Below are 19,280 nucleotides of genomic sequence, written 5' to 3'. Positions count from 1 at the left end.
CCCGTCATGAACCGGTTTCCCTTGGCCCTGCCGGGCCCGCGGTGCAGTCCTCCCATGCCCTGCTTCTCATCGACGTTCGCAAGCCGGAAATGGTTTCCGGTTCGCAAGCTGAAGGAGAATTTATCATGACCAATCTCGTTATCCTCACCGGCCGCATTGCCCGCGATCCGGAAACCCGCGAAACCAAGGGCGGAACCAGCGTTACCGGGATCACTGTCGTCACCGATCGTCCTGCACGCGACAAGGACGGCAAGACCTACAAGGACGAGAACGGCTACACCGCCAAGGACAGCGAATTCCACCGTGTGACCTGCTTCAACGGCCTCGCCAAGACCGTCGGTCAGTACTGCTCGAAAGGCCAGCTGGTCTCAGTTCAGGGCCGCATCCATTATACCCAGTGGGAAGACCAGGACGGTGTGACGCGGTATGGTTCGGAGATCCTTGCCGACAAGGTCGATTTCCTCTCGCGGGCCAATGGCGGCGACAACCAGGACGCTCCTCCGATCGACTGATCCGGCGCCATCGAACCAGCCAAAGGAGGCTCTGCCGGAAACGGCAGGGCCTCTTTCGCTGTACACACGTCCTTTCGCTCGGTCTTTTCTCCGGGGAATAGCCAGGCGCTGCCCGGAGGGCCCGACCCCTTATGGCAGCGATCATCTGAAACGGTCGTTTGAGGTGGACTGGATTGGCCTGGCTTACCGCATTTCCAGCATGATGGTCCCGCGCCGCCCGCATCAAGGACGGCAGGGGGCCCACCATTTTGCCCGCCGCCGGATTGCATCCGGCACCGGACAAAACCGTTTCCCCCTGCGCCGCTTCGCGGTCGCCCTGTCAGGCGATCCTGTGACCCGGTCTGCCCGGGCCCATCGGCCAACCTCCTGTCGTCTCGCGACAGATTTCAGGAGGATTATCATGACCTATTTCACGAAATGCACACTGCCTTCGCGCAATTATTTCGAGGCTCTGGAAACAGCTGAGCAACGGGCCTTGCACAGCTTCTTCGACCAGCATGTTATCGAGGATGACGAACTCGGATATCGCGCGGTCGACGAAGGCGACTACAACGCGTTGCCCCCGCATCTTGCGATCCGGGTCGTTCATACCGTCCATGGCGGAATGCTCGACGAATTCTGAGACATTCGGCAGGGCAGGGGCCAGCAGCGGTTCCTGCCCTTTTCTCGTGTTTCCGTAGCTGAGCGCTAGGGTCAAGATGTCGATCCAGAAGAAACCGGCGTTTCTCCGAATATCAGCCTGGCCCACGGGCCTTCGGGATATGTCGAGCGGGGCTGGGGACGCACTCTGTCCCGCGCATCTGGCGATGCGCTCCTGAGGGTGCGGCATTATGCGTTCCGGGGCCCCGCACGCACTTGCGAACCGGCAGCGGGTCGGGCGAGCGGGAAGCTACGGCCGCGACAGGCCCCGCTTGCCTTGCTTCCCACAGGCCCTTGGCCGCTGCCTCTATCGCAGGTGCGGCATCTTTTTCGGACCTTTCGGCATTGCAGCCGAAAGCCTGCCGGGCGGCGCAGGAGCGTCGGGCCCTGCACGGATGCCGCCCTTCCTCGATCCTGCCGAGCTCATGATCGGTAGGGGCGACAAATCCGAACGCAGCATCGTGTCGCTCCCCCCATTGCCAGGGCATGCGCCATCACCCTGGCGCGCCCGAGAGATCAGGAACAGCGCGACCTATGGCTCGGCGCGCTGGGCGACCCGTTCCGAAATTTCACGCGCTGGCCTTCTGTCGGGCAAGGGCGTCATTATCGGCCAGCACGCCAATCTCTATCTTCGCCACGACGGGCCCGAACATGTGCTCTGCTTCGCGCCGACGCGCAGCGGCAAAGGTGTCGGGCTTGTCGTCCCGACGCTCCTGACCTGGCCGCATTCGGCGATCGTGCACGATATTAAGGGCGAGAACTGGGAGCTGACCGCTGGTTTCCGCTCCAGCTTCAGCCGCACGCTTCTGTTCGATCCGACCAATGAGGCATCGGCAGCCTACAACCCGCTGATGGAAGTGCGGCGCGGCATCAACGAGGTGCGCGACGTGCAGAACATTGCCGACGTGCTGGTCGACCCGGAAGGCTCGCTCGAACGGCGCAACCACTGGGAAAAGACCAGCCATGCGCTTCTCGTCGGGGCCATTCTGCATGTGCTTTATGCCGAGCCTGACAAGACGCTCGCCGGGGTGGCGAACTTCCTCTCCGATCCGCGCCGATCGATCGAGGCGACATTGACCGCCATGATGCACACGCCGCATCTGGGGGAAGACGGCATCCATCCGGTTGTCGCGAGCGCGGCGAGAGAATTGCTCAACAAGTCGGAGAACGAACGCTCGGGCGTGCTCTCGACCGCCATGTCGTTCCTTGGGCTGTACCGCGATCCGGTGATCGCCAGGGTCACCCGGCATTGCGAATGGCGTATCGCGGACCTGGTGGCACAGGGCCGACCGGTCACACTCTATCTCGTCGTCCCGCCCTCCGACATCAGCCGCACCAAGCCGCTCATCCGGCTCATCCTCAACCAGCTCGGAAGACGCCTGACCGAGGACCTGCAGGAGGGTGCCGATCGCGAGCGGCTTCTCCTTATGCTCGACGAGTTTCCGGCCTTGGGCCGACTCGACTTTTTCGAAAGCGCGCTCGCCTTCATGGCGGGCTACGGCATCAAAGCCTTTCTGATCGCGCAGTCGTTGAACCAGATCGAGAAAGCCTACGGGCAGAACAATGCCATCCTCGACAATTGCCATGTGCGGGTGTGCTTCGCGACCAATGACGAGCGCACTGCCAAGCGCGTTTCGGAATCACTCGGGACCGCGACCGAAACCCGGGCGATGCGCAATTATGCCGGACACCGCCTCTCGCCCTGGCTTGGTCACCTGATGGTCTCGCGCTCGGAGACGGCGCGCGCTCTTCTGACCCAGGGCGAAATCATGCAGCTTCCCGATACCGACGAAATCGTGATGCTCGCAGGCGTGCATCCGATCCGTGCCAGGAAAGCGCGCTACTACCACGACCCCCGGCTCAGCAAACGGGTAGAGCGTCCACCAACGGTCCAAAAGGGCGAGTTTGCGGCGGATGAGAGCGAATGGCACGGGAGACTTGTGACCGCGCCTGCGCAATCCGCGAAATTGCTGACCGGGTCTGAAGAGTACGAGGTCGATGATCGCCAGTCCGATGGCGGGATCCGCCAATCGCCTGAATTGCCGGAATACGAGAATGGGGCGCCGCCGCCCATGGCAATTCCCAACGAATTTGAGTTTGACGACCGTACCGACGAGGATCAGGCAAACCGCAATCGCAGAATGGCCGAGCGGATGCAGGCCAATGCGCGGCGCGCTGCGCTCGATCCTGGCGACGGTATCGAGCTATGAGCAAGAGCAACCGTATCAAGCATACCTTCCGCCTGCCGCCAGCCCTTTCCCGGCAGCTTGCAGACTATGCGGGTCGCAAGCGCGTTTCCCAGGCTTCGGTGGTAGAGGCGGCCATCGGCTCTTTTCTCTCTCCCGATGGATCGGAACGCATGGAAGCGGCCTTCTCGCTATTCGTCCGCGCTATCTGCCCGGCGGATCGGACTGATCCGCGATGGACACCAAGCTCCTCGCGCGCATCGGTGCCGTTGTGTTCGTCGGTCTCGCCATCGCGACGACGATCGTCCAGCTGCGCGAGGAGCCCGCGCCGGTGCGGCAAGCCGACCGGCGCATATGGGTGCCCGACGGCGATCCGCTCCCGGCACAGCTGAGGGTTTGCGCTGAAATGGGCGAACTGGCGCTGTCCTCGCCCGATTGCCGCGCCGCCTGGGCCGAGAAGCGCCGCCGCTTCTTCGCCGTCGATCACCCCGAGGCTTATTCCGGGATCGGCGACAGGGCGCTGCCTGAGTCCTTTTCCCGCGAAGCGAGAGGAGAGAACTGACATGGGCGGCACCGGTGTTGTCGATCGCTTCCTCGCGATCTTCTCGCAATATATCGACAGCGGCTTCGGGCTGCTTTCGGGCGAGGTCGCCTTCATCGCGACCACGCTGATCGTGATCGATGTCACGCTCGCCGCCCTTTTCTGGAGCTGGGGCGCGAACGACGACATCATCGCCCGGCTCGTCAAGAAGACGCTCTTCGTCGGCATCTTTGCCTACATCATCGGCAACTGGAGCGCGCTCGCCAACATCGTGTTCAACAGCTTTGCCGGGCTAGGCCTGAAGGCGAGCGGCTCGGGGCTCGGCGCGAGCGATCTGTTGCAGCCGGGAAGGGTAGCGCAGGTCGGCATCGATGCCGCCTGGCCGCTCCTCGAATCGATTGCCGATTTGATGGGCTATGTCGGCTTCTTCGAGAATTTTCTGCAGATCACTATCCTGCTGGTCGCCTGGGCGATTGTCATCATCGCCTTCTTCATTCTCTCCATCCAACTGTTCGTTACCCTCATCGAGTTCAAGCTGACGACCTTGGCGGGGTTCGTCCTCATTCCCTTTGGCCTGTTCGGCAAGACAGCTTTCCTCGCCGAACGCGTGCTCGGCAATGTGGTCTCGTCGGGGATCAAGGTGCTCGTTCTCGCCGTCATCATCGGCATCGGCTCGACGCTCTTCGCCGAGTTCACCGGCGCCATCCCCGGCGAGCCCACAATCGAGGATGCGCTGGCCATCGTGCTCGCCAGCCTCACCCTGCTTGGTCTGGGCATTTTCGGGCCGGGGATCGCCAATGGCATTGTCGCGGGCGGTCCGCAGCTCGGTGCCGGCGCTGCGGCAGGCACCGCGCTTCTTGCAGGCGGTGCTGCGGTTGGCGGCGTGGCCGGTGCCAAACTTGCAGGCGGCGCGGTCGCCAGTGCTGCCTCTTCCGTCGCGCGAGGCACCTCTCGCGCTGCCGGAGGTGCGACCATGGCCTATGCAACCGGTTCGGCGGGCAAGAGCGGCGGCGCCGCGGTTGCAAGCGGAATGGCGGGTGTTGGCCGCGCAGCAGGCGGTGCCGCCATGTCGCCGCTGCGCAAGGCGGCAGATAGCGCCAGGAGCAATTTCCGCGACGGTGCGCGTGCGTCGGTCGGGAATATGGGTGGCCGCATCGTGCCCGCTCCCGGTGCTTCGTCACCGGATCCGGAACAGACGAACGGCCCCCCGGCCTGGGCGCGGTCCATGAAGCACAGGCAGAGCCTGGGGCACTCGGCCTCGCTTGCCGCGCACACCGTGCGCTCCGGTGATGGCCACGGTGCAGGCGCTTCCATCGACACCAAAGAGAAGGATTAGCCTCCAATGTTCAAACGGCCTTCGATCCGGTACGCAAAAACGCCTCAAGCAGAGACGCCCTACCAGCGCGCGGCGCAGGTCTGGGACGAACGCATCGGTTCCGCGCGCGTCCAGGCAAAGAGCTGGCGCTACGCCTTTTTCGGCGCCCTCGGCCTGTCGGCAGCGCTGACGGGCGGGCTCGTGTGGCAGAATGCGCGCGGCACCATCGTGCCCTGGGTGGTCGAGGTCGACAGGCTGGGCGAGGCCCGCACCGTAGCTCCCGCCGCTGCGGATTACGAGCCGACCGATCCGCAGATCGCCTTTCACCTCGCCCGGTTTATCGAGCATGTCCGCGCTATCCCCGACGATCCAATTGTGGTGCGCGAGAACTGGCTCAGAGCCTACCAGTTCGCCAGCGACAAGGGTGCCTTGGCGCTCAACGATTATGCGCGGGCCAACGACCCGTTCGCGGCAATCGGCCGCGAACAGGTGGCGGTCGATGTCACCAGCGTGATTCGTGCCTCCCCGCGCAGCTTCCGCGTGGCCTGGGTCGAGCGGCGCTACCGTGACGGCGCGCTCGCCGAAACCACTCGCTGGACCGCTATCCTCGGCGTTGCCGTCCAGCCTCCCAGAACGCCCGACGCGCTCACCAGCAATCCGCTCGGGATCTTCGTCACCTCGATCAACTGGTCAAAGGAGCTTGGCTGATGACCCATTTACTTCAACTCTCCCGTCCGCCGCTGCTCGCAGCCGGCGTTCTGCTCCTTGCCGGATCGCCGGCAGCAGCGACGCCTGCGCCGCAGGCCCAGGCCGCATCGCGTGCGATCACCGCCTCCGACCTCGCCGATGCTTCCCGCCTTGTTCAGGCCATTGCATATGCCACCACCCCCTCGCGGCAGGCCTCCCCCACTGCCGCGCGCCGCTCCCCTGCCTCTGACCCCGCCCCTGATCCTCAGAGCCATGTGGGAGCGGCGAACGAGGCCGCCAGGATCGAACCGGACAATGCAGGGTTCGACAATGCCATCCAGCGCTTTGCCTATCGCGAAGGTGCATTGTTCCAGGTCTACGCCAAGCCCGGGCAGGTGACCGACATCGCCTTGCAAGAGGGCGAAACACTGGTCGGCCCCGGGCCGGTTGCTGCAGGTGATACCGTGCGCTGGATGATCGGCGACACGCTGAGCGGCTCGGGAGCGACGCAGCGGGTTCATATCCTCATCAAACCGACACGGCCCGATATCGCCACCAATCTGGTCATCAACACCGACCGCCGCACCTATCATATCGAACTGCGCGCCAACCCGAACATCTATATGGCCTCGGTCAGCTGGTCCTATCCGGTGGACGAACTGATCGCGTTGCGCCGCGAAGAAGAGCGAGCGGCGCGAGCCGTACCAGTCGCCGACGGGTTCACGCTTGAGGCGCTCAATTTCGATTACCGCATTTCCGGCGACAAGCCCGACTGGCGACCCGTCCGCGTCTTCGACGACGGACAGCGGACCCTGGTCGAGTTTCCACCCGATATCGCCCGGGGCGAAATGCCGCCATTCTTTGTGGTGGGCGCGGATGGCGCAGCCGAGCTGGTCAACTACCGGGTCACCGGGCGCTTTCTCATCGTCGACCGCCTCTTCCACAAGGCCGAACTGCGCCTCGGTGCCGGTCGCAGACAGGTCCGCGTGAAGATTGAAAACCGCAAGCGGGGGCGGTCGTGAAGGAGGAAGGCAAGACCGAGCCGCCACCCGATGCCGAAAGCATCGTTCAATTGCGCGGAGAAGGACCGCGCGTGGTAAGGCTGTCGCGCAAGGCTATCGGCATTGCCAGCGCCGCGGGTCTGACCGTGCTTGGCGGTATATTGCTCTACGCCCTGCAGCCGCCTTCGCAGGACGGCGGCGAAGAGCTGGTCAACACCGAGGGGATTGCTGTGGCAGACGGACTTGCCACTGCCCCGGCAGACTATTCCCAGGTTCCGAGGTTGGGGCCGCCGCTGCCGGGCGATCTCGGTCAACCGATCCTCGAGGCGCAGGATCGCGGGGCAGTTGTCGCGCTTCCACCGGTCGGCGCCCCGCCCCCGACACCGTCACAGCGGGCGGCGCCGAGCCCCGAGGATATAGCGCGCGAACGCTTAGAACAGGAACGCGAGGCGGCGCGCGGCAGTCGCCTGTTTTTCGGCGGCGGGACACCCGCCGCCAATTCCGGCCCGGCAGCTTCGAGTGCTGAGCCGCAACCCCCAGCACCAGTTCAGCCATCCGTCTCGACCGCGCGGCCGAGTTTTCTTCAGCGGCCTGCCGACACGCGGACAGCGTCTTTGCAGCGGCTTGAGGCGGTGCCATCTGGCGCGCTGCTTCAGGCCGGGTCGATCATTCCGGCAGCGCTGATTACCGGTATCCGATCGGACCAGCCCGGCCTGGTGACTGCGCAGGTGACCGAGAACGTCTATGACAGCCTGACCGGGCGGCACCTTCTGATCCCGCAAGGTGCGCGCCTGATCGGTGAATACGAGTCCGATGTCGGATTCGGCCAACGTCGGTTGCTGCTGGCCTGGACCAGGCTCATCCTGCCCGATGGTCGCTCGATCGTGCTCGATCGCCAGCCAGCTGCCGATCCCTCGGGCTATGCCGGGCTGGAGGACGGCGTCGATTACCATTGGGGCGGTGTCGTCAAGGCGGCGCTCGTTTCCACTTTGCTCGGGATTGGCGGCGAACTCGGCGCAGGCGGAGATGATGATCTGCTGCGCGCTGTTCGCCGCGGTACCCAGGACAGCATCAATCGCGCGGGCGAGCAGGTCGTTGCACGCGAGCTCGACATCCGCCCGACGCTGACGATCCGTCCCGGCTTTCCCGTACGCGTTCTGGTGACGCGCGATATTGTGCTGGAGGGTGGTGCATGACCCGACTCAAGCTCTCCGATGTCACCGATGGCAAGCCCGTCAAGTTGACGGTCGAGATTCCTGCGCGGCTCCATCGCCGACTCGTCGAAAATGGGGTCGTGCTCAATGGCGGCGTTTCAGAGGGTGCACCCGAGCCCGCAGCTCTGATCCCACCAATGATCGAGCGCTTCGTCGCTAGTGACCGGGATTTTGCCAAGGCACGTAGAAGGACGCCCACAATATCCAACCAATAATTGCCGACAGTGTCCGGACTTTCTCTGATTCTTCTCGGCAACAACTTAATGCAAATAGTGCCAATAGGTAGAACTGCGCTGTATCATCAGGCATGATTGGCCTTATCGTGAAGTAGGGAACTCAGGTTCCTCGCGACCGGGTTGCGATGCGCATGTCCAGGCGCTCCAGCTAAAGGCATCGCTGCACTTGCCAACGGGTGCTTCCATCGCCCGGTCGTACTTCGCGATCCCCGGCTCTATGTGTTTATAAATACATTATAAGCTGGCCGGCTCTGTTGGCTTACTTCAAATTCGATGTTGCGACCTTTGGAGTCGCAGTCGAACCAGAGGAGTGACCAATGAAGAATCTCGAAACACGTGAAAGCGAGATGATCGATCTCGGAAAGGCGTCGGTCGAAACAAAGGGAGCGGGCATCGTCTTCGCAGACGATAGCGGTGGTCAGCGCAATGCGGTGGCCGGAACGCTCGAAGACTGACCTGGATCGGGGCGCGCGTCGGTGACCCGCGCCCCGATACCCTCGGCTGCGCCCGATGATCGATCCCGACAATGCGACAATCGCCTGGTGTAACACTGGCGACCATTTCGTCTTTCTCGATCTGCAGCGAGACCGATATTTTCGTCTTCCTCTCGAGGCCGAAAAAGCTTGGCCGCAGGAATGGACCGCGAGCAAAGCACTCGATTGGTATCAGCCGCCAGACTTCCCTCGCCCGAATAATTGGCGCTTTCCAAAATTATCATCTCCGGCGCGCCACACAGGCGAGTTCCGTCTGTCGAAAGTGGCCAAGGCGATATGGGTGCAGAAGCGCGTCGAGCGACGGCTTTCCCACTCCCCTTTTCTCTCCGTTCTGCATGATGTCCGACGAGCACAAATCCGCGTCGAAAACGACATCGAAGAGTTGAGCGACACGGGCAAAGATATGGTCAGGGCCTTCGAGTATTCAAAGCTCTTGCGCACCGCGGCGGATCGATGCCTCGCCCGTTCGATCGCCCTCGCAGGTTGTCTCGCGGCAACGGGCGATCATTGCCAGGTCGTTCTCGGCGTAACATCTTTGCCGTTCAGTGCGCATTGCTGGGCCCAAAAAGGCGATGTCGTGCTCAACGACACGCACGAGGAGGTCCTGCGCTACACGCCGATCCTCGTCATATAATGCGCGTGCGTTTCGCCCTCGCGCTGCCTCGAACCCAAAGCACTGCAGGAGTGTTTGCGGATGCGGCGTCTCCCGAAGCGATCCTGACAAATCGCCCAACACTTTGGATAGACGAGTGCACACCCACAGTGACGCTGGCTAACCATGGCCGCGTGCTCGGCGCGCTGTTCGACAAATCAACCGGATGCACAAGCCTCGAACCCCGGCTGCGCGTGCCGCAGCAATCCAGTGCCCAGGATGTCGCGGAGTTTCTGATCAAGCAATATTGGGGAGCTTATGTGGCTATCCTCCATGAGCCAGGTGATGGAGCTGCGGCAATCTTTGTCGATCCGTCGGGGTTTTTACCGGTCTATCGTTACGAGGGTCGTGACCAAGTCATTCTCACGACCGATCCAGCATTGTTTTCGCTGCACCCTTCCTACACCGATATTGGTGCTCATTTACTGCGTCCCGAACTTCGCCAGGCGAGTACATGCCTTATCGATGTGGACGAAATTCCCCCGGGTTCGATAAGTCCGTTGCGGCCGACGGGGGCTGCGCCGCTCCGGCTCTGGAAGGCTGCCGACCACTTCCCAGTTTCGGTTCCGCATTTCGAAGACGCTGCCGCGGCGCTGCGCGAAGTATCTCGAGGTGTCATGAAAAGCTGGTCGGGCGTTTTCGGTCAGACGGTTGTGGCAGCGTCAGGTGGGGTCGATTCCTCGCTGATTTGCGCAGCGCTGTCCGAAGCCGATGCGACCTTCGATTGTGTCACGGTGGGGACTGTAGATCGCAGCGGGGATGAGCGGCCCTACGCCAGAGCAGTTGCGGAAAAACTGGGCGTGCAATGTCTCTTCCGTACGTTCGATCCCGCTCGCTTTGATCCTGACGGTTCCGCTTCGGAAAACATGCCCAGGCCAGCGCGTCGGGCATTTCCCAAAACGCTCGATCAAGCGCTCGAAAGCGCGCGGGAGGAAACCCGCGCGGCGGTGGTGATGGACGGCAATTTCGGAGACAACCTCTTCTGTCTCCTCCATTCTGCTGCGCCTGTGGCCGACCATGTGCGCACAGAAGGTTTGAAGGCCGGTTCGTTTGCAACATTACTTGATATGTGCCGCGTCACCGATTGCAGCATCGCTACCATGGTCGCAGCGACGGTCGGCCGCCTTCGCAATCGCGAGGGCGGCGATCCCTGGCCGCCCGATATCCGGCTTCTAAATCCTGATCTGGTGCCTGCCGACCCGAAGCCCCTGGCGGTTTGGCCTCAATGCGGATCTGGCCGCCGGTCGGGAAGCCACGATCATCTACGGCTCTTGATGCATGCACAGAACCATGTGCACGGTGTCACGGGAGGCCTGCACCGGTTCTCCCCACTCGCCAGTCAGCCGCTTGTCGAATTCTGTCTCTCTGTTCCCACCTGGCTCTGGGCCACGGGCGGTCGGAATCGTGCAGTCGCCAGAGCGGCGTACTCGGACATTCTGCCTCCCGCTATCGTTGCTCGGACCTCCAAGGCCGGTCCTGACAGCTATATCCGGAGCGCCTTTGTAGCTCACCGTAGCCGAATCCGCGGCCGGTTGCTCGATGGTCTGCTTGCCGCGCACGATCTTCTCGATAGGCCCGCATTGGAAGTCGCCTTGCAGGTCGACGAGTCCAAAGACGACTTCCTGATAGATCGCGTCTTCGACCTTCTCGAGGCCGAAAACTGGGCACGCCTATGGCACGAGCGTGGGAGTATCAGAACAGCGTAGCTCGCTTCGCATCGGTGCCCCTTCCATGGCTAGCCAGCGCTCATACTGAGCATCCTTTCCCGGCGTACAGTTCCGCTCGTTGTTGAGCCAGAATCCGAACCATTCGAGATTACGTTCGTAAATCGCACGCCGATGCGCAGGCTGCCATTTGTAATGCGTTTCGTCCGGGAAGACCCTCAGCTCTATCGCCTTGTCGCGGTTCGTGAAGGCTTCAACGACATCGAGCGCGCCTTCGTATTCGCTGTCTGCCGCTTGGATCAGGATTGGAGTGTCTATTGCGCGGGCGTTTTCCAGCAGCGAGATCGGTTGCCAGAATCCTTCGTCGTCGCTTTCGAAATAGCGATAGCCCATAGCGCGAAAATAGTCCGCGAAACGTGGTCCCGCAGCGAGTGGCTGAGCGGTCATGTCCTGGCAGCAGGTTCCGAACGTAGCGACCTTGAACAGGTCGGAATTGATGAGCGCGAACTGGACGGTCGCACCGGCATCGCTGAAACCGTCGATCCCCAGGCGGTCGGGATCGACGGCGCCGGTAGCGATTGCCATGTCGATCGCCTCTTCGAGGGTGGCAAAGACATGCCGTCGATCTTCCCACGGATCGGCAAGAAGCGTGCGTGTCTCGATCTCGTTGCGCGCCTTGGAGGCCGCCGGGAGAAGGCCGGGGCGCTGGAAGCTCAGTACTGCGAAGCCGTGCGCGGCTAGGGGATATATCGGGACCTCGTCGCCCGTACCTCCCCGAAGGAAACCATGACTGGAATATTGCACCACAACCATGGGGTGCTGTTGCCCTTCTTCTCGCCCGGGCGGAAGGACGAGGTCGGCAAAGCTCTCGATTCCATAGGCATTGCGGAAGCGTAACCTTCGCACTTCTCCAAAGTCCTTGTTTCGCAGTCTGGCGTTGGGATCATAAATCACCCGTTCGGTTCCGCTGCGCGTGTCGATAGCGACGAGGCGGCGGGGTTGAGTGGATGCTTCCTGGCCACAGACCAGTTCATGTCTCAGGGTCACGCAGCCAATCAGCAAACCCTCGAAACCGAATATGCGGCGGGGAGCGCGGTCGTCCGCCTCCCACCGCAGCAAAGCAGTTTCGCCACGTGCCCACCCGGTTCTTTGCTGCAAGATCAATGCGCCGCCGTCACTCGACCACCACATATCCTGAACGCCGTTACACACTGAGCTTTCGCAGATCCTGCGTTGCCCGTCTGGACCGACCACCACCACGTGGGTCGGGCTGACAATGCGGTCGGAGAAATCGGGTTCGAGCCACGCAGAGCGGCCTCCGGGCCCCGGTCGGTAAGCCCGTGCATTGGCAGGCGCCTGAGGAGGCAGGTCGGGTGCCAGCAGGTCTCTTTCAGTTTTGCTCGCGGACCTGCGCGATCCATCAAGCAGGCTGACGAACGTATACGCATAAGCGAGCGGCCCGGTCGCGATCGGATGGTCCGCGAACTGCGGCGAAAACCGCCCGTCGAAGAGATAGCCGCTTCGACCTTCTTCGCCGATATCGCTCATCGCTTCCCGCAGGCCTGGACGAGTGGTGACGACCAAGCCGTGTCCGTCCTCGGTCCAAGCAAAGTCGTCGACGTCGTCGGCCATTGCCGTGACCTGGGTGGGAAGTTTTTCACCAGAGGGATCGACGATCCAAACCTGGTTTGTCGGGCCTTCGCGGCGGAGATAGGCGATGCGATTTCCCGAAGGCGACCACCGAGGCGGATTGGCTACATCCCACCCTGCGCGCACCACCGAAAAATCACGCAGTGCGAAATCCGCGTGCAGGTAGGCGCCGCCGCGAGCAACCTCCAGCACCTCCCCGGAATCCGAGGCGGAAACGACAAGCAGCTGCTGGCAATAGGCATTGGTTCGCGGATTGGCCCGCTTGACCACGAATGCAATTCGGTCTCCGCCTGGCGAGATACCCACTGAGCGCGCATTGTTTTCAGCGATCGCCGGTCCAATGTCCGCTACCGAGGCCAAATCATCGATGCCGACTCGTCGATCTGTCCCATCGAGACTGCCTAGTTGCGTAAAGTCTGCGCATGGATCCGTGTCTGTTGTTTCTAGAATCGGGGAGGGTACAATCGGTTGAACCGCCGCTGCCAAAGCAAGCACTACTGTCACCAATGCCTCCGGATACCGAATGCGATGAAACGACCGATCGGCGAATAATTGGTTGAATCATACGGCGTATCGTAGGGGCCGAGCTGACCGATCTCTCGAGGCTCTTCATTGAAAAGATTCTGCGCAGTCAGCGATATTTCGAGACCAGGGTCCCGGCCTTCTCCACGAACGAGGGTATACGATACGCCGATATCGACAGTTGCAGTTGCTGCGAGTCGGCGGATTTCATCGAAGCGGCGGTCTTCGAGCCCCCCGGTGTAGTTGATGGCAAGGTTGGCGGTCAGCGGGCCTGTTACGAACCGCGCTGTGCTGCGCATCCGCAGTTTGGCGGGGTTGAAGATTGTCCCTGCAAGCTGAGTTGCCGGAAGCTCTGCGGTGATCCGCTGTTCACTGTCGATCCAGCTGCCGGCGATCTCGAGACCGAGCGACCGTCCCTGCCCTAGAGCCTGATCCCAACTTAGCCGAGCGTCGATACCCTTGAGCGCCCACGCCGCCACATTGGTATTCCGGTTGTCTGCCACAGCGACAACTCTGGCAGGATCGTAGGGTGCTCCGGTAAAATTGGCGAGGCCGAACTGCGCACCTCCAATAAGTGCCGCCAAACTCGCAGGATCCGGCATAAAGTCGATCAGGCTGGCATATCCCGGGTCGCTGAATGCAGCCAGGATGGACCCTGAAATCGGGCCGGTTACGCGATCGGTATACCGGATATCGTACCAAGATGCTGAGAAAGTGAGTTCTGGCAGCGCGGGGGGACGCAGCTCGAGGCCTGCGGTCCAGCTGCGGGCGCGCTCGGGGCCGACATCGGGATTGCCCCCCGCAACCAATAGTATTGTATCCGATCCATTGCCCGCCCCGACTATCGAAGCAGGGAGCAGGACTGTCTCATAAAAGATATACTGCTGATACAGGGTCGGTGCCTTGAACGAGCGCGACCAGCTGCCGCTCAGTGTCAAACCATCGACTGGCGAATAGATGACGCCAACTCGGGGAGTGGCGAGCTGGTCGAGTCCCGGATAATCCTCGTACCTTACAGCAGCGGAAATTGTGAATTCGTCCAGACCGGGACGCGCGTTTCGCCGGGCTACGAACGGAAGATATAGTTCCGCATACCCGAAGCGCGCTCGGCGCGTGATATCGAAGGCGGAATCGTAATTCGCGTCTTTACGAGCATAGTCGAGCCGGTTGTTTCGGAAGCCGGCTCCAATTGCGAGGCGGGCATCCCCTCCCGGCAGGTCGAACAGCGGACCTTCGGCCCCCGCCTCCAGCGTCGCGATTTCATTGAAGTATCGGCCTTGCGCAAGATTGGGTTCTGCGCCTTGCCTGACGATTGTCGTTCTGAAACGGCTCTGGTCACGCCCGTACACTCCCGAAATCTTGACCTGCCAGTCCCCCGCCAGATCGATCTCCATGGACGGTGAGATCGCGTAGCCCTCGAGGCGAGGATCACGCGAGATGCGGAAGACGGGTGCCCCGTTCGTGTCGCTCGAGTTCCGCCGCGAGTAGAAGCCGTCGACGGCGATGCGGACAGCGGGCGATATCTCCTGATGGGCCGCAAGGGTCACGGCATGACGCTGCATCTTCGGATAGAGACTTACCTGGGGATCCAGCGATTGCGTGTAACTTCGCTGATCAGCCGTAATATCGGAATTGTTCGCGAAGTCGTAGGCGAGCATGACACCGCCTCCATCCCAGATCCTGCCACCGACCAGATCGAATTGCTGACGGAAATAGCCACCATCGGTGCTGGCGCCGAGCTGACCGGAGGTCGTCAATCCCTCGAAATCACGACGCAGAACCACGTTGATTACACCCCCGACGGCGTCCGAACCGTACAGGGCCGACGCACCATCAGGCAAAACTTCGACCCGGTCCACGGCAGCGAGCGGGATGGCGGAAATGTCGACTCCCTGGTAGGCCGAATTATAGGGAACACGGTGTCCGTTGATTAGCGTCAGGGTCGCATCGGGTCCCAGGCCGCGCAGGTCCGGGCTTGACGCAGAATTCACATTATCGTTCCCGAGGCCGGCTCCCGAACCCACGCCAGGATTCTGTCCTCCCGCAAAATTCTGGGGCAATGTTCGGATAGCTTCGCCGAGGTCGATCTGACCGGCCTCGACGATGGCCTCGCGGTCAAGGGCAATTACTTCTCCTACGACGCGCGCTCCCCGAATACGCGTGCCGGTCACGACGATCGCATTCTCCTCGTCTTCGTCTTCTACAACTTCTGTTTGAGCCGGACTTGCGTCGGCCTCGCCCGTCGTTTGAGCACAAAGCGGCTGCGCGGTCGAAGCCATTGCGGTTCCTGCGAACAAAGCCGCAGCAACTCTCGATTTTCTCATTTTAATCGCCTCCCAATTCGAATCCGGCGGGCCTTTTTGGCTTCGCCCCTGGGAGTTTGACGCACGAGAAAGCTGACACCTTAGTTTCAAAAGAAATCAGACTGAAGTGAAGGTTCGGTGCCTCAATCACGCCCGCGTGCCAAAGCGAGCCGAAGATGAGCTAGTGCCTTCATCATGTGATAATCGACGGTTGGCAGTGCAATGCCGAGTTCGCGATGAATTTGCCGATAGGACTTCTTCTCGAAGCGGTTCATGGTAAAGATGCGGGCGGTCTTTGTCGGCAATTCACCAAGCGCCGCTTCGAACGCTGCCATGGTCTCCTGAGTGTGCAGAGCGTCCTCTTGCGAGGCCCTCGCGGGAACGACTATATCATCGAGCAGGGGTTGCGTCCGAACCCGGCATTTCTTCCGCCGCGCTTCGTCGACAACAAGATGGTAGGCTATTCTCCTCAGAAATCCCGCGGGATTTTCGAGACACGGTAGTTGCGGACTGGTTGCCGCGCGCAGGAAAACCTCTTGCGCAAGGTCGACCGCACGCTGCGGACCTGTTCGGCGCGCAAGATAGGCGACCAGTCCAGCACATTGCTCGCGATAAAGAGTTTCCAATATTCGAGCGGTAAGAGTGGGATCGTGCTGCGGGCAACAACAGCCGGATCCTCGAACAGGATGTGGCCGGTTTTCGGCATTCGGATGGGACATGCAGCGATCTAGGAGGCGTCCGAGACCCTGTGACCGCTATCGCGACCAGGGCACGGGTTCCAGGTCTGTGCCGCCGTCTGGAGCAAGCCTTGCCCCTTGACCGGTTGCGGCCGCCGGGCCTTCCATGGACCGGCGTGCATGATGTCTGGCGGAGCTTGTCCACGCGGATGGTGCCAGCATTTCTTTCCGCGCAAGCATGATCCTGCCGAATTATGATTCCGGTGGCAACCCGCTTGTTTTGTGCAATTTTCCTACCTCCTGCCCAGAAATGGGGAGGTGCCTTCCCATCTCTTGGAATGTCGGATAGCGCGCGAGGGCCATACCACCACCCTCCTGAAGGGAGGTGCTCCATGGCTCGACCATCCGGCGGCGAGACCCTGTTCGGCGCACTCGATCTTTGCGATTTCGCGCAGGAATTCCTGCGCCGAAACAACGCATATCGACGCGCATTCGATCGGACTTCGCAAAGCGGCATTAGCAATACGCGAACTGCAGCTTCTCGCCGCATGGCGAGGACATGGGGCCTCGAATTTCCCGATCGATCCCAAGCTCTCGTCGAAAGAGGCCCCTGCTATCTGGCGCGCCGAAGACAACCCACAGGTCGTCGTACTGGCTGCCGCTGACTGCGATGCTATTCTCGGCAGTGCGACTGTCGTTGCCGAGGAAGCAGATGACCAAGAGCGCCATCTTGTCCTGAACGAGCGATTCCAACGCTACCGGCTAAAGGTCGTCAAACCCCTTCGAGGAGAAAGGGCCTCCTACCTTCTTTCAGCCGATGAGGCGCTTGAGATACGATTGACCGCATTGCAGTTCTTCAACTCGCGACCATCCGGCCAGACACTCAACACTGTTGCTTCGCCGCTACGGCCGACACCCTATCAATCGCACCGGTTCCTTCTGATGCTGAAGCTACTCGATGCTCTTGACGAAGCAGCAGGCAAAGCCCCAACCACTCGTGAACTCGCGAGTATCCTCGGATTGTCTCAGACCGATCTGCGTGCGATCGACTGGAAGACTTCATCCGCGCGCCGCCAAACGCAGCGTCTCGTCGTAGAAGCTCGCCGGATGGTGGCCTCAGGATATCGTGATCTACTTAACGCGCGAGGACGGCGCGCTTCCCAAACGCCTTGAATGCACTATGGTTTTAATCGACCGCTGGGGCGTTTGCCGGGGTGGTCCTGTAAACTGACCCACAGGGTCGCAACTGCAACAGCGAGAGCGGATGGAATGGAACCCTCCGGTCCCGCATCGGGCAGGCGATCGGACTGCGGCGTGTTGGATGGCGCCCTGCCGATCGGATGGCGGGTCTATGCATTCTCACCTAGCCGAGCAATTCGCATCGGAACTCATCAACGTGCGCTCGGATGCCGAGCTCGACGGAGCGCTGGGGCAAGTTTCCCGGCGTCTGGGCTTTGATCACTTTGCGCTCAGCCTGGAGACGAGGACGGTATCTCGGGACAATCCGGGTTTGCTCCTGCATGATTATCCCGACGAATGGGCCAAGGTTTACGTCGCCTTCGATCTCGCTGGCCAAGATCCGGTGCGCAGAGCCTGCGACAAAACTGTAATCGGGTTCGCCTGGGACTGGATCGACGACCTTGTTCCACTGACACGCGGCGATCGGCAGATGCTGGCAGTGGGTCGCGAGTGCGGCATCGGGAACGGTTATACCGTTCCCCGGCATCTCCCGGGTGTTGGACGCGGTACCTGCACTTTCGCCGTGAGGCCCGAGAAGAAATTACCGCGGAGGCTTTTCGCCTTGGCTGAAATGGTCGGAACGCTAGCCCTGAGCTGTGCTATAGGTTTGAGTGGCCAGTGTCCACAAAAGCCGGTGCCTGCTTTGAGCGACCGGCAGCGTGAATGTCTCTTGTGGGTCGCGCGGGGCAAAACGGCGGCCGAGGTCGCACTGATCTTAGGGATCAGCTCGGAGACAGTTCTCCAGCATCTCAAGATGGCCCGCGAGCGCTATCAGGTACATTGCAAGCAATCGCTCGTGGTTTCGGCACTGTTCGATGGACTGATAGGTTTCGGCGATATCATCCGTTGGCGCGATACGGCTTGACCAGGCTTGCTTCATTCCATATTTCGATATTTATCGAATCATTGGAGTGAGCGATGGAAGCCGGCCGCGTCATTCGTGCCCTTTCTGCCCTGGCACAGGAGCATCGCCTCGCTGCGTTCCGCCTGCTGGTGCAGGCAGGGGAGCAGGGAGTTGCCGCCGGCGTGCTGGCCGAAAAGCTCGACGTTCCGCCCTCTTCAATGAGCTTTCACCTTGCCCAGCTTTCCAATGCGGGGTTGGTGACGCAGCGACGCGAAAGCCGCTCGATCATCTATTCGGCGGACTATACCGCGATGAATGGCCTGATGGGCTACCTCACCGAAAACTGCTGCGACGGCCTATCCTGCTCTGACGACACGCCTTGTTCCGAGGCCGCTGCCTACCTTCCTTCTCCTCAACGAAAGAGCGCCTGATGAAACGCTTCCATGTGCATGTCGGCGTGACCGACATCGACAAGTCCGTTGCCTTTTATTCGAGCCTGTTCGGTGCCGAGCCATCCGTGGTTAAAGCCGACTATGCCAAGTGGATGCTCGATGACCCACGCATCAACTTCGCGATCTCGATGCGCGAGGAGGCGGTCAAGGGGATCGAGCATGTCGGCTTGCAGGTCGAAGACAAGGCGGAACTCGAAGAGGTCTATGGCCGCCTCAAGGCTGCTGACCGTCCGGTCCTGGAAGAAGGCGCGACGACCTGCTGCTACGCGCAATCGGAAAAGAGCTGGATCGCCGATCCCGATGGCGTGGTGTGGGAAGCCTTCCTGACAGAAGGCGAGAGCACGACCTACGGCGGTAGTCCTGACCTCCACCAGCTCGCTTCCGCCAATGCCGCATCGAGCGCCTGCTGCACACCGCAGCTGGCTCCTGCCAAGACTTCCTGCTGCTGAGGC

General features: G+C 61.4%; 19 protein-coding genes and 1 pseudogene. 17 read left to right on the top strand and 3 right to left on the bottom strand.

Features of this window, described 5'->3' with window-relative positions; all coding sequences use genetic code 11:
* Window positions 1–125: 125 nt before the first annotated feature.
* From AC58D2_RS04880 to AC58D2_RS04825, 12 genes and pseudogenes are all read left to right on the top strand, one after another.
* A complete protein-coding gene (locus AC58D2_RS04880; RefSeq protein WP_088713434.1) occupies window positions 126–512 on the top strand; it encodes a single-stranded DNA-binding protein in 387 nt (128 codons plus the stop codon).
* A gap of 400 nt (window positions 513–912) precedes the next feature.
* Window positions 913–1,134 carry a hypothetical protein gene (locus AC58D2_RS04875; protein WP_010240235.1) on the top strand — a complete coding sequence of 74 codons (222 nt, stop codon included), beginning with the start codon at window positions 913–915 and terminating at the stop codon, window positions 1,132–1,134.
* Window positions 1,135–1,645: 511 nt separating this feature from the next.
* Window positions 1,646–3,361 (top strand): annotated as a pseudogene (locus tag AC58D2_RS04870) (conjugal transfer protein TraG); the annotation flags it as partial.
* A 211-nt stretch (window positions 3,362–3,572) separates the two neighbouring features.
* Window positions 3,573–3,899, top strand: coding sequence for a putative entry exclusion protein TrbK-alt (trbK-alt, locus tag AC58D2_RS04865; RefSeq protein ID WP_054523337.1), 327 nt, complete (start codon window positions 3,573–3,575; stop codon window positions 3,897–3,899).
* 1 nt (window position 3,900) lies between these two features.
* Window positions 3,901–5,214, top strand: coding sequence for a P-type conjugative transfer protein TrbL (trbL, locus tag AC58D2_RS04860; RefSeq protein ID WP_054523338.1), 1,314 nt, complete (start codon window positions 3,901–3,903; stop codon window positions 5,212–5,214).
* A gap of 6 nt (window positions 5,215–5,220) precedes the next feature.
* A complete protein-coding gene (gene trbF / locus AC58D2_RS04855) occupies window positions 5,221–5,901 on the top strand; it encodes a conjugal transfer protein TrbF (RefSeq protein WP_010240179.1) in 681 nt (226 codons plus the stop codon).
* A complete protein-coding gene (trbG, locus tag AC58D2_RS04850; RefSeq protein ID WP_497387849.1) occupies window positions 5,901–6,902 on the top strand; it encodes a P-type conjugative transfer protein TrbG in 1,002 nt (333 codons plus the stop codon). Before trbF ends, trbG begins: the two co-directional genes overlap by 1 nt.
* The gene (locus AC58D2_RS04845; RefSeq protein WP_497387847.1) at window positions 6,899–8,077 is read left to right on the top strand and encodes a TraB/TrbI/VirB10 family type IV secretion system protein; all 1,179 of its coding nucleotides are present in this window, start codon (window positions 6,899–6,901) and stop codon (window positions 8,075–8,077) included. The genes trbG and AC58D2_RS04845 overlap by 4 nt, the downstream gene beginning before the upstream one ends.
* Window positions 8,074–8,310, top strand: coding sequence for a DUF2274 domain-containing protein (locus AC58D2_RS04840; protein WP_497387845.1), 237 nt, complete (start codon window positions 8,074–8,076; stop codon window positions 8,308–8,310). The genes AC58D2_RS04845 and AC58D2_RS04840 overlap by 4 nt, the downstream gene beginning before the upstream one ends.
* A gap of 338 nt (window positions 8,311–8,648) precedes the next feature.
* On the top strand, window positions 8,649–8,786 hold the full coding sequence (locus tag AC58D2_RS04835; RefSeq protein ID WP_291180864.1) for a benenodin family lasso peptide: 138 nt from the start codon (window positions 8,649–8,651) through the stop codon (window positions 8,784–8,786).
* Window positions 8,787–8,841: 55 nt separating this feature from the next.
* The gene (locus AC58D2_RS04830; RefSeq protein WP_497387844.1) at window positions 8,842–9,459 is read left to right on the top strand and encodes a lasso peptide biosynthesis B2 protein; all 618 of its coding nucleotides are present in this window, start codon (window positions 8,842–8,844) and stop codon (window positions 9,457–9,459) included.
* Between the two features lie 128 nt (window positions 9,460–9,587).
* Window positions 9,588–11,183: an asparagine synthase-related protein gene (locus AC58D2_RS04825; RefSeq protein ID WP_497387842.1), complete on the top strand. Its 1,596-nt coding sequence runs from the start codon at window positions 9,588–9,590 to the stop codon at window positions 11,181–11,183.
* Here the strand turns inward: AC58D2_RS04825 and AC58D2_RS04820 are convergent.
* The 3 genes from AC58D2_RS04820 to AC58D2_RS04810 all read right to left on the bottom strand — a co-directional run bounded on the left by AC58D2_RS04820 (window position 11,148) and on the right by AC58D2_RS04810 (window position 16,335).
* Window positions 11,148–13,286 (bottom strand): Atxe2 family lasso peptide isopeptidase, encoded by a 2,139-nt coding sequence (locus AC58D2_RS04820; protein ID WP_494227772.1) that lies wholly within the window; start codon window positions 13,284–13,286, stop codon window positions 11,148–11,150. The genes AC58D2_RS04825 and AC58D2_RS04820 overlap by 36 nt on opposite strands.
* Window positions 13,287–13,291: 5 nt before the next feature.
* Window positions 13,292–15,592, bottom strand: a complete 2,301-nt coding sequence (locus AC58D2_RS04815; protein WP_494227768.1) for a TonB-dependent receptor plug domain-containing protein — start codon at window positions 15,590–15,592, stop codon at window positions 13,292–13,294.
* Window positions 15,593–15,759: 167 nt separating this feature from the next.
* On the bottom strand, window positions 15,760–16,335 hold the full coding sequence (locus AC58D2_RS04810) for an RNA polymerase sigma factor (protein ID WP_497387841.1): 576 nt from the start codon (window positions 16,333–16,335) through the stop codon (window positions 15,760–15,762).
* A 212-nt stretch (window positions 16,336–16,547) separates the two neighbouring features.
* Here AC58D2_RS04810 and AC58D2_RS04805 point away from each other — a divergent pair, with 212 nt between their 5' ends.
* From AC58D2_RS04805 to AC58D2_RS04785, 5 genes are all read left to right on the top strand, one after another.
* Window positions 16,548–16,958 (top strand): transcriptional regulator domain-containing protein, encoded by a 411-nt coding sequence (locus AC58D2_RS04805; protein ID WP_497387839.1) that lies wholly within the window; start codon window positions 16,548–16,550, stop codon window positions 16,956–16,958.
* The gene (locus AC58D2_RS04800) at window positions 16,873–17,466 is read left to right on the top strand and encodes a DNA -binding domain-containing protein (RefSeq protein WP_497387886.1); all 594 of its coding nucleotides are present in this window, start codon (window positions 16,873–16,875) and stop codon (window positions 17,464–17,466) included. The genes AC58D2_RS04805 and AC58D2_RS04800 overlap by 86 nt, the downstream gene beginning before the upstream one ends.
* A gap of 178 nt (window positions 17,467–17,644) precedes the next feature.
* Window positions 17,645–18,397 (top strand): LuxR family transcriptional regulator, encoded by a 753-nt coding sequence (locus tag AC58D2_RS04795; protein WP_494227852.1) that lies wholly within the window; start codon window positions 17,645–17,647, stop codon window positions 18,395–18,397.
* Between the two features lie 53 nt (window positions 18,398–18,450).
* Complete coding sequence (locus AC58D2_RS04790) at window positions 18,451–18,807, top strand: metalloregulator ArsR/SmtB family transcription factor (protein WP_494227853.1); 357 nt, start codon at window positions 18,451–18,453, stop codon at window positions 18,805–18,807.
* Window positions 18,807–19,277 carry an ArsI/CadI family heavy metal resistance metalloenzyme gene (locus AC58D2_RS04785; RefSeq protein WP_494227854.1) on the top strand — a complete coding sequence of 157 codons (471 nt, stop codon included), beginning with the start codon at window positions 18,807–18,809 and terminating at the stop codon, window positions 19,275–19,277. The genes AC58D2_RS04790 and AC58D2_RS04785 overlap by 1 nt, the downstream gene beginning before the upstream one ends.
* Window positions 19,278–19,280 lie beyond the last annotated feature (3 nt).

It is taken from the genome of Sphingopyxis sp. CR5 (assembly GCF_059693785.1).
Note: the sequence above shows the minus strand (reverse complement) of the source record. Positions and strands in the feature narration are given on the sequence as shown.

What these genes read in the sequence shown, in the direction of transcription:
- AC58D2_RS04880 (WP_088713434.1), top strand. Translation starts at nt 126, where the DNA reads ATGACCAATCTCGTTATCCTCACCGGCCGCATTGCCCGCGATCCGGAA.
- AC58D2_RS04875 (WP_010240235.1), top strand. Translation starts at nt 913, where the DNA reads ATGACCTATTTCACGAAATGCACACTGCCTTCGCGCAATTATTTCGAG.
- trbK-alt (WP_054523337.1), top strand. Translation starts at nt 3,573, where the DNA reads ATGGACACCAAGCTCCTCGCGCGCATCGGTGCCGTTGTGTTCGTCGGT.
- trbL (WP_054523338.1), top strand. Translation starts at nt 3,901, where the DNA reads ATGGGCGGCACCGGTGTTGTCGATCGCTTCCTCGCGATCTTCTCGCAA.
- trbF (WP_010240179.1), top strand. Translation starts at nt 5,221, where the DNA reads ATGTTCAAACGGCCTTCGATCCGGTACGCAAAAACGCCTCAAGCAGAG.
- trbG (WP_497387849.1), top strand. Translation starts at nt 5,901, where the DNA reads ATGACCCATTTACTTCAACTCTCCCGTCCGCCGCTGCTCGCAGCCGGC.
- AC58D2_RS04840 (WP_497387845.1), top strand. Translation starts at nt 8,074, where the DNA reads ATGACCCGACTCAAGCTCTCCGATGTCACCGATGGCAAGCCCGTCAAG.
- AC58D2_RS04835 (WP_291180864.1), top strand. Translation starts at nt 8,649, where the DNA reads ATGAAGAATCTCGAAACACGTGAAAGCGAGATGATCGATCTCGGAAAG.
- AC58D2_RS04830 (WP_497387844.1), top strand. Translation starts at nt 8,842, where the DNA reads ATGATCGATCCCGACAATGCGACAATCGCCTGGTGTAACACTGGCGAC.
- AC58D2_RS04815 (WP_494227768.1), bottom strand. Translation starts at nt 15,592, where the DNA reads ATGGCTTCGACCGCGCAGCCGCTTTGTGCTCAAACGACGGGCGAGGCC.
- AC58D2_RS04810 (WP_497387841.1), bottom strand. Translation starts at nt 16,335, where the DNA reads ATGTCCCATCCGAATGCCGAAAACCGGCCACATCCTGTTCGAGGATCC.
- AC58D2_RS04805 (WP_497387839.1), top strand. Translation starts at nt 16,548, where the DNA reads ATGATTCCGGTGGCAACCCGCTTGTTTTGTGCAATTTTCCTACCTCCT.
- AC58D2_RS04795 (WP_494227852.1), top strand. Translation starts at nt 17,645, where the DNA reads ATGCATTCTCACCTAGCCGAGCAATTCGCATCGGAACTCATCAACGTG.
- AC58D2_RS04790 (WP_494227853.1), top strand. Translation starts at nt 18,451, where the DNA reads ATGGAAGCCGGCCGCGTCATTCGTGCCCTTTCTGCCCTGGCACAGGAG.
- AC58D2_RS04785 (WP_494227854.1), top strand. Translation starts at nt 18,807, where the DNA reads ATGAAACGCTTCCATGTGCATGTCGGCGTGACCGACATCGACAAGTCC.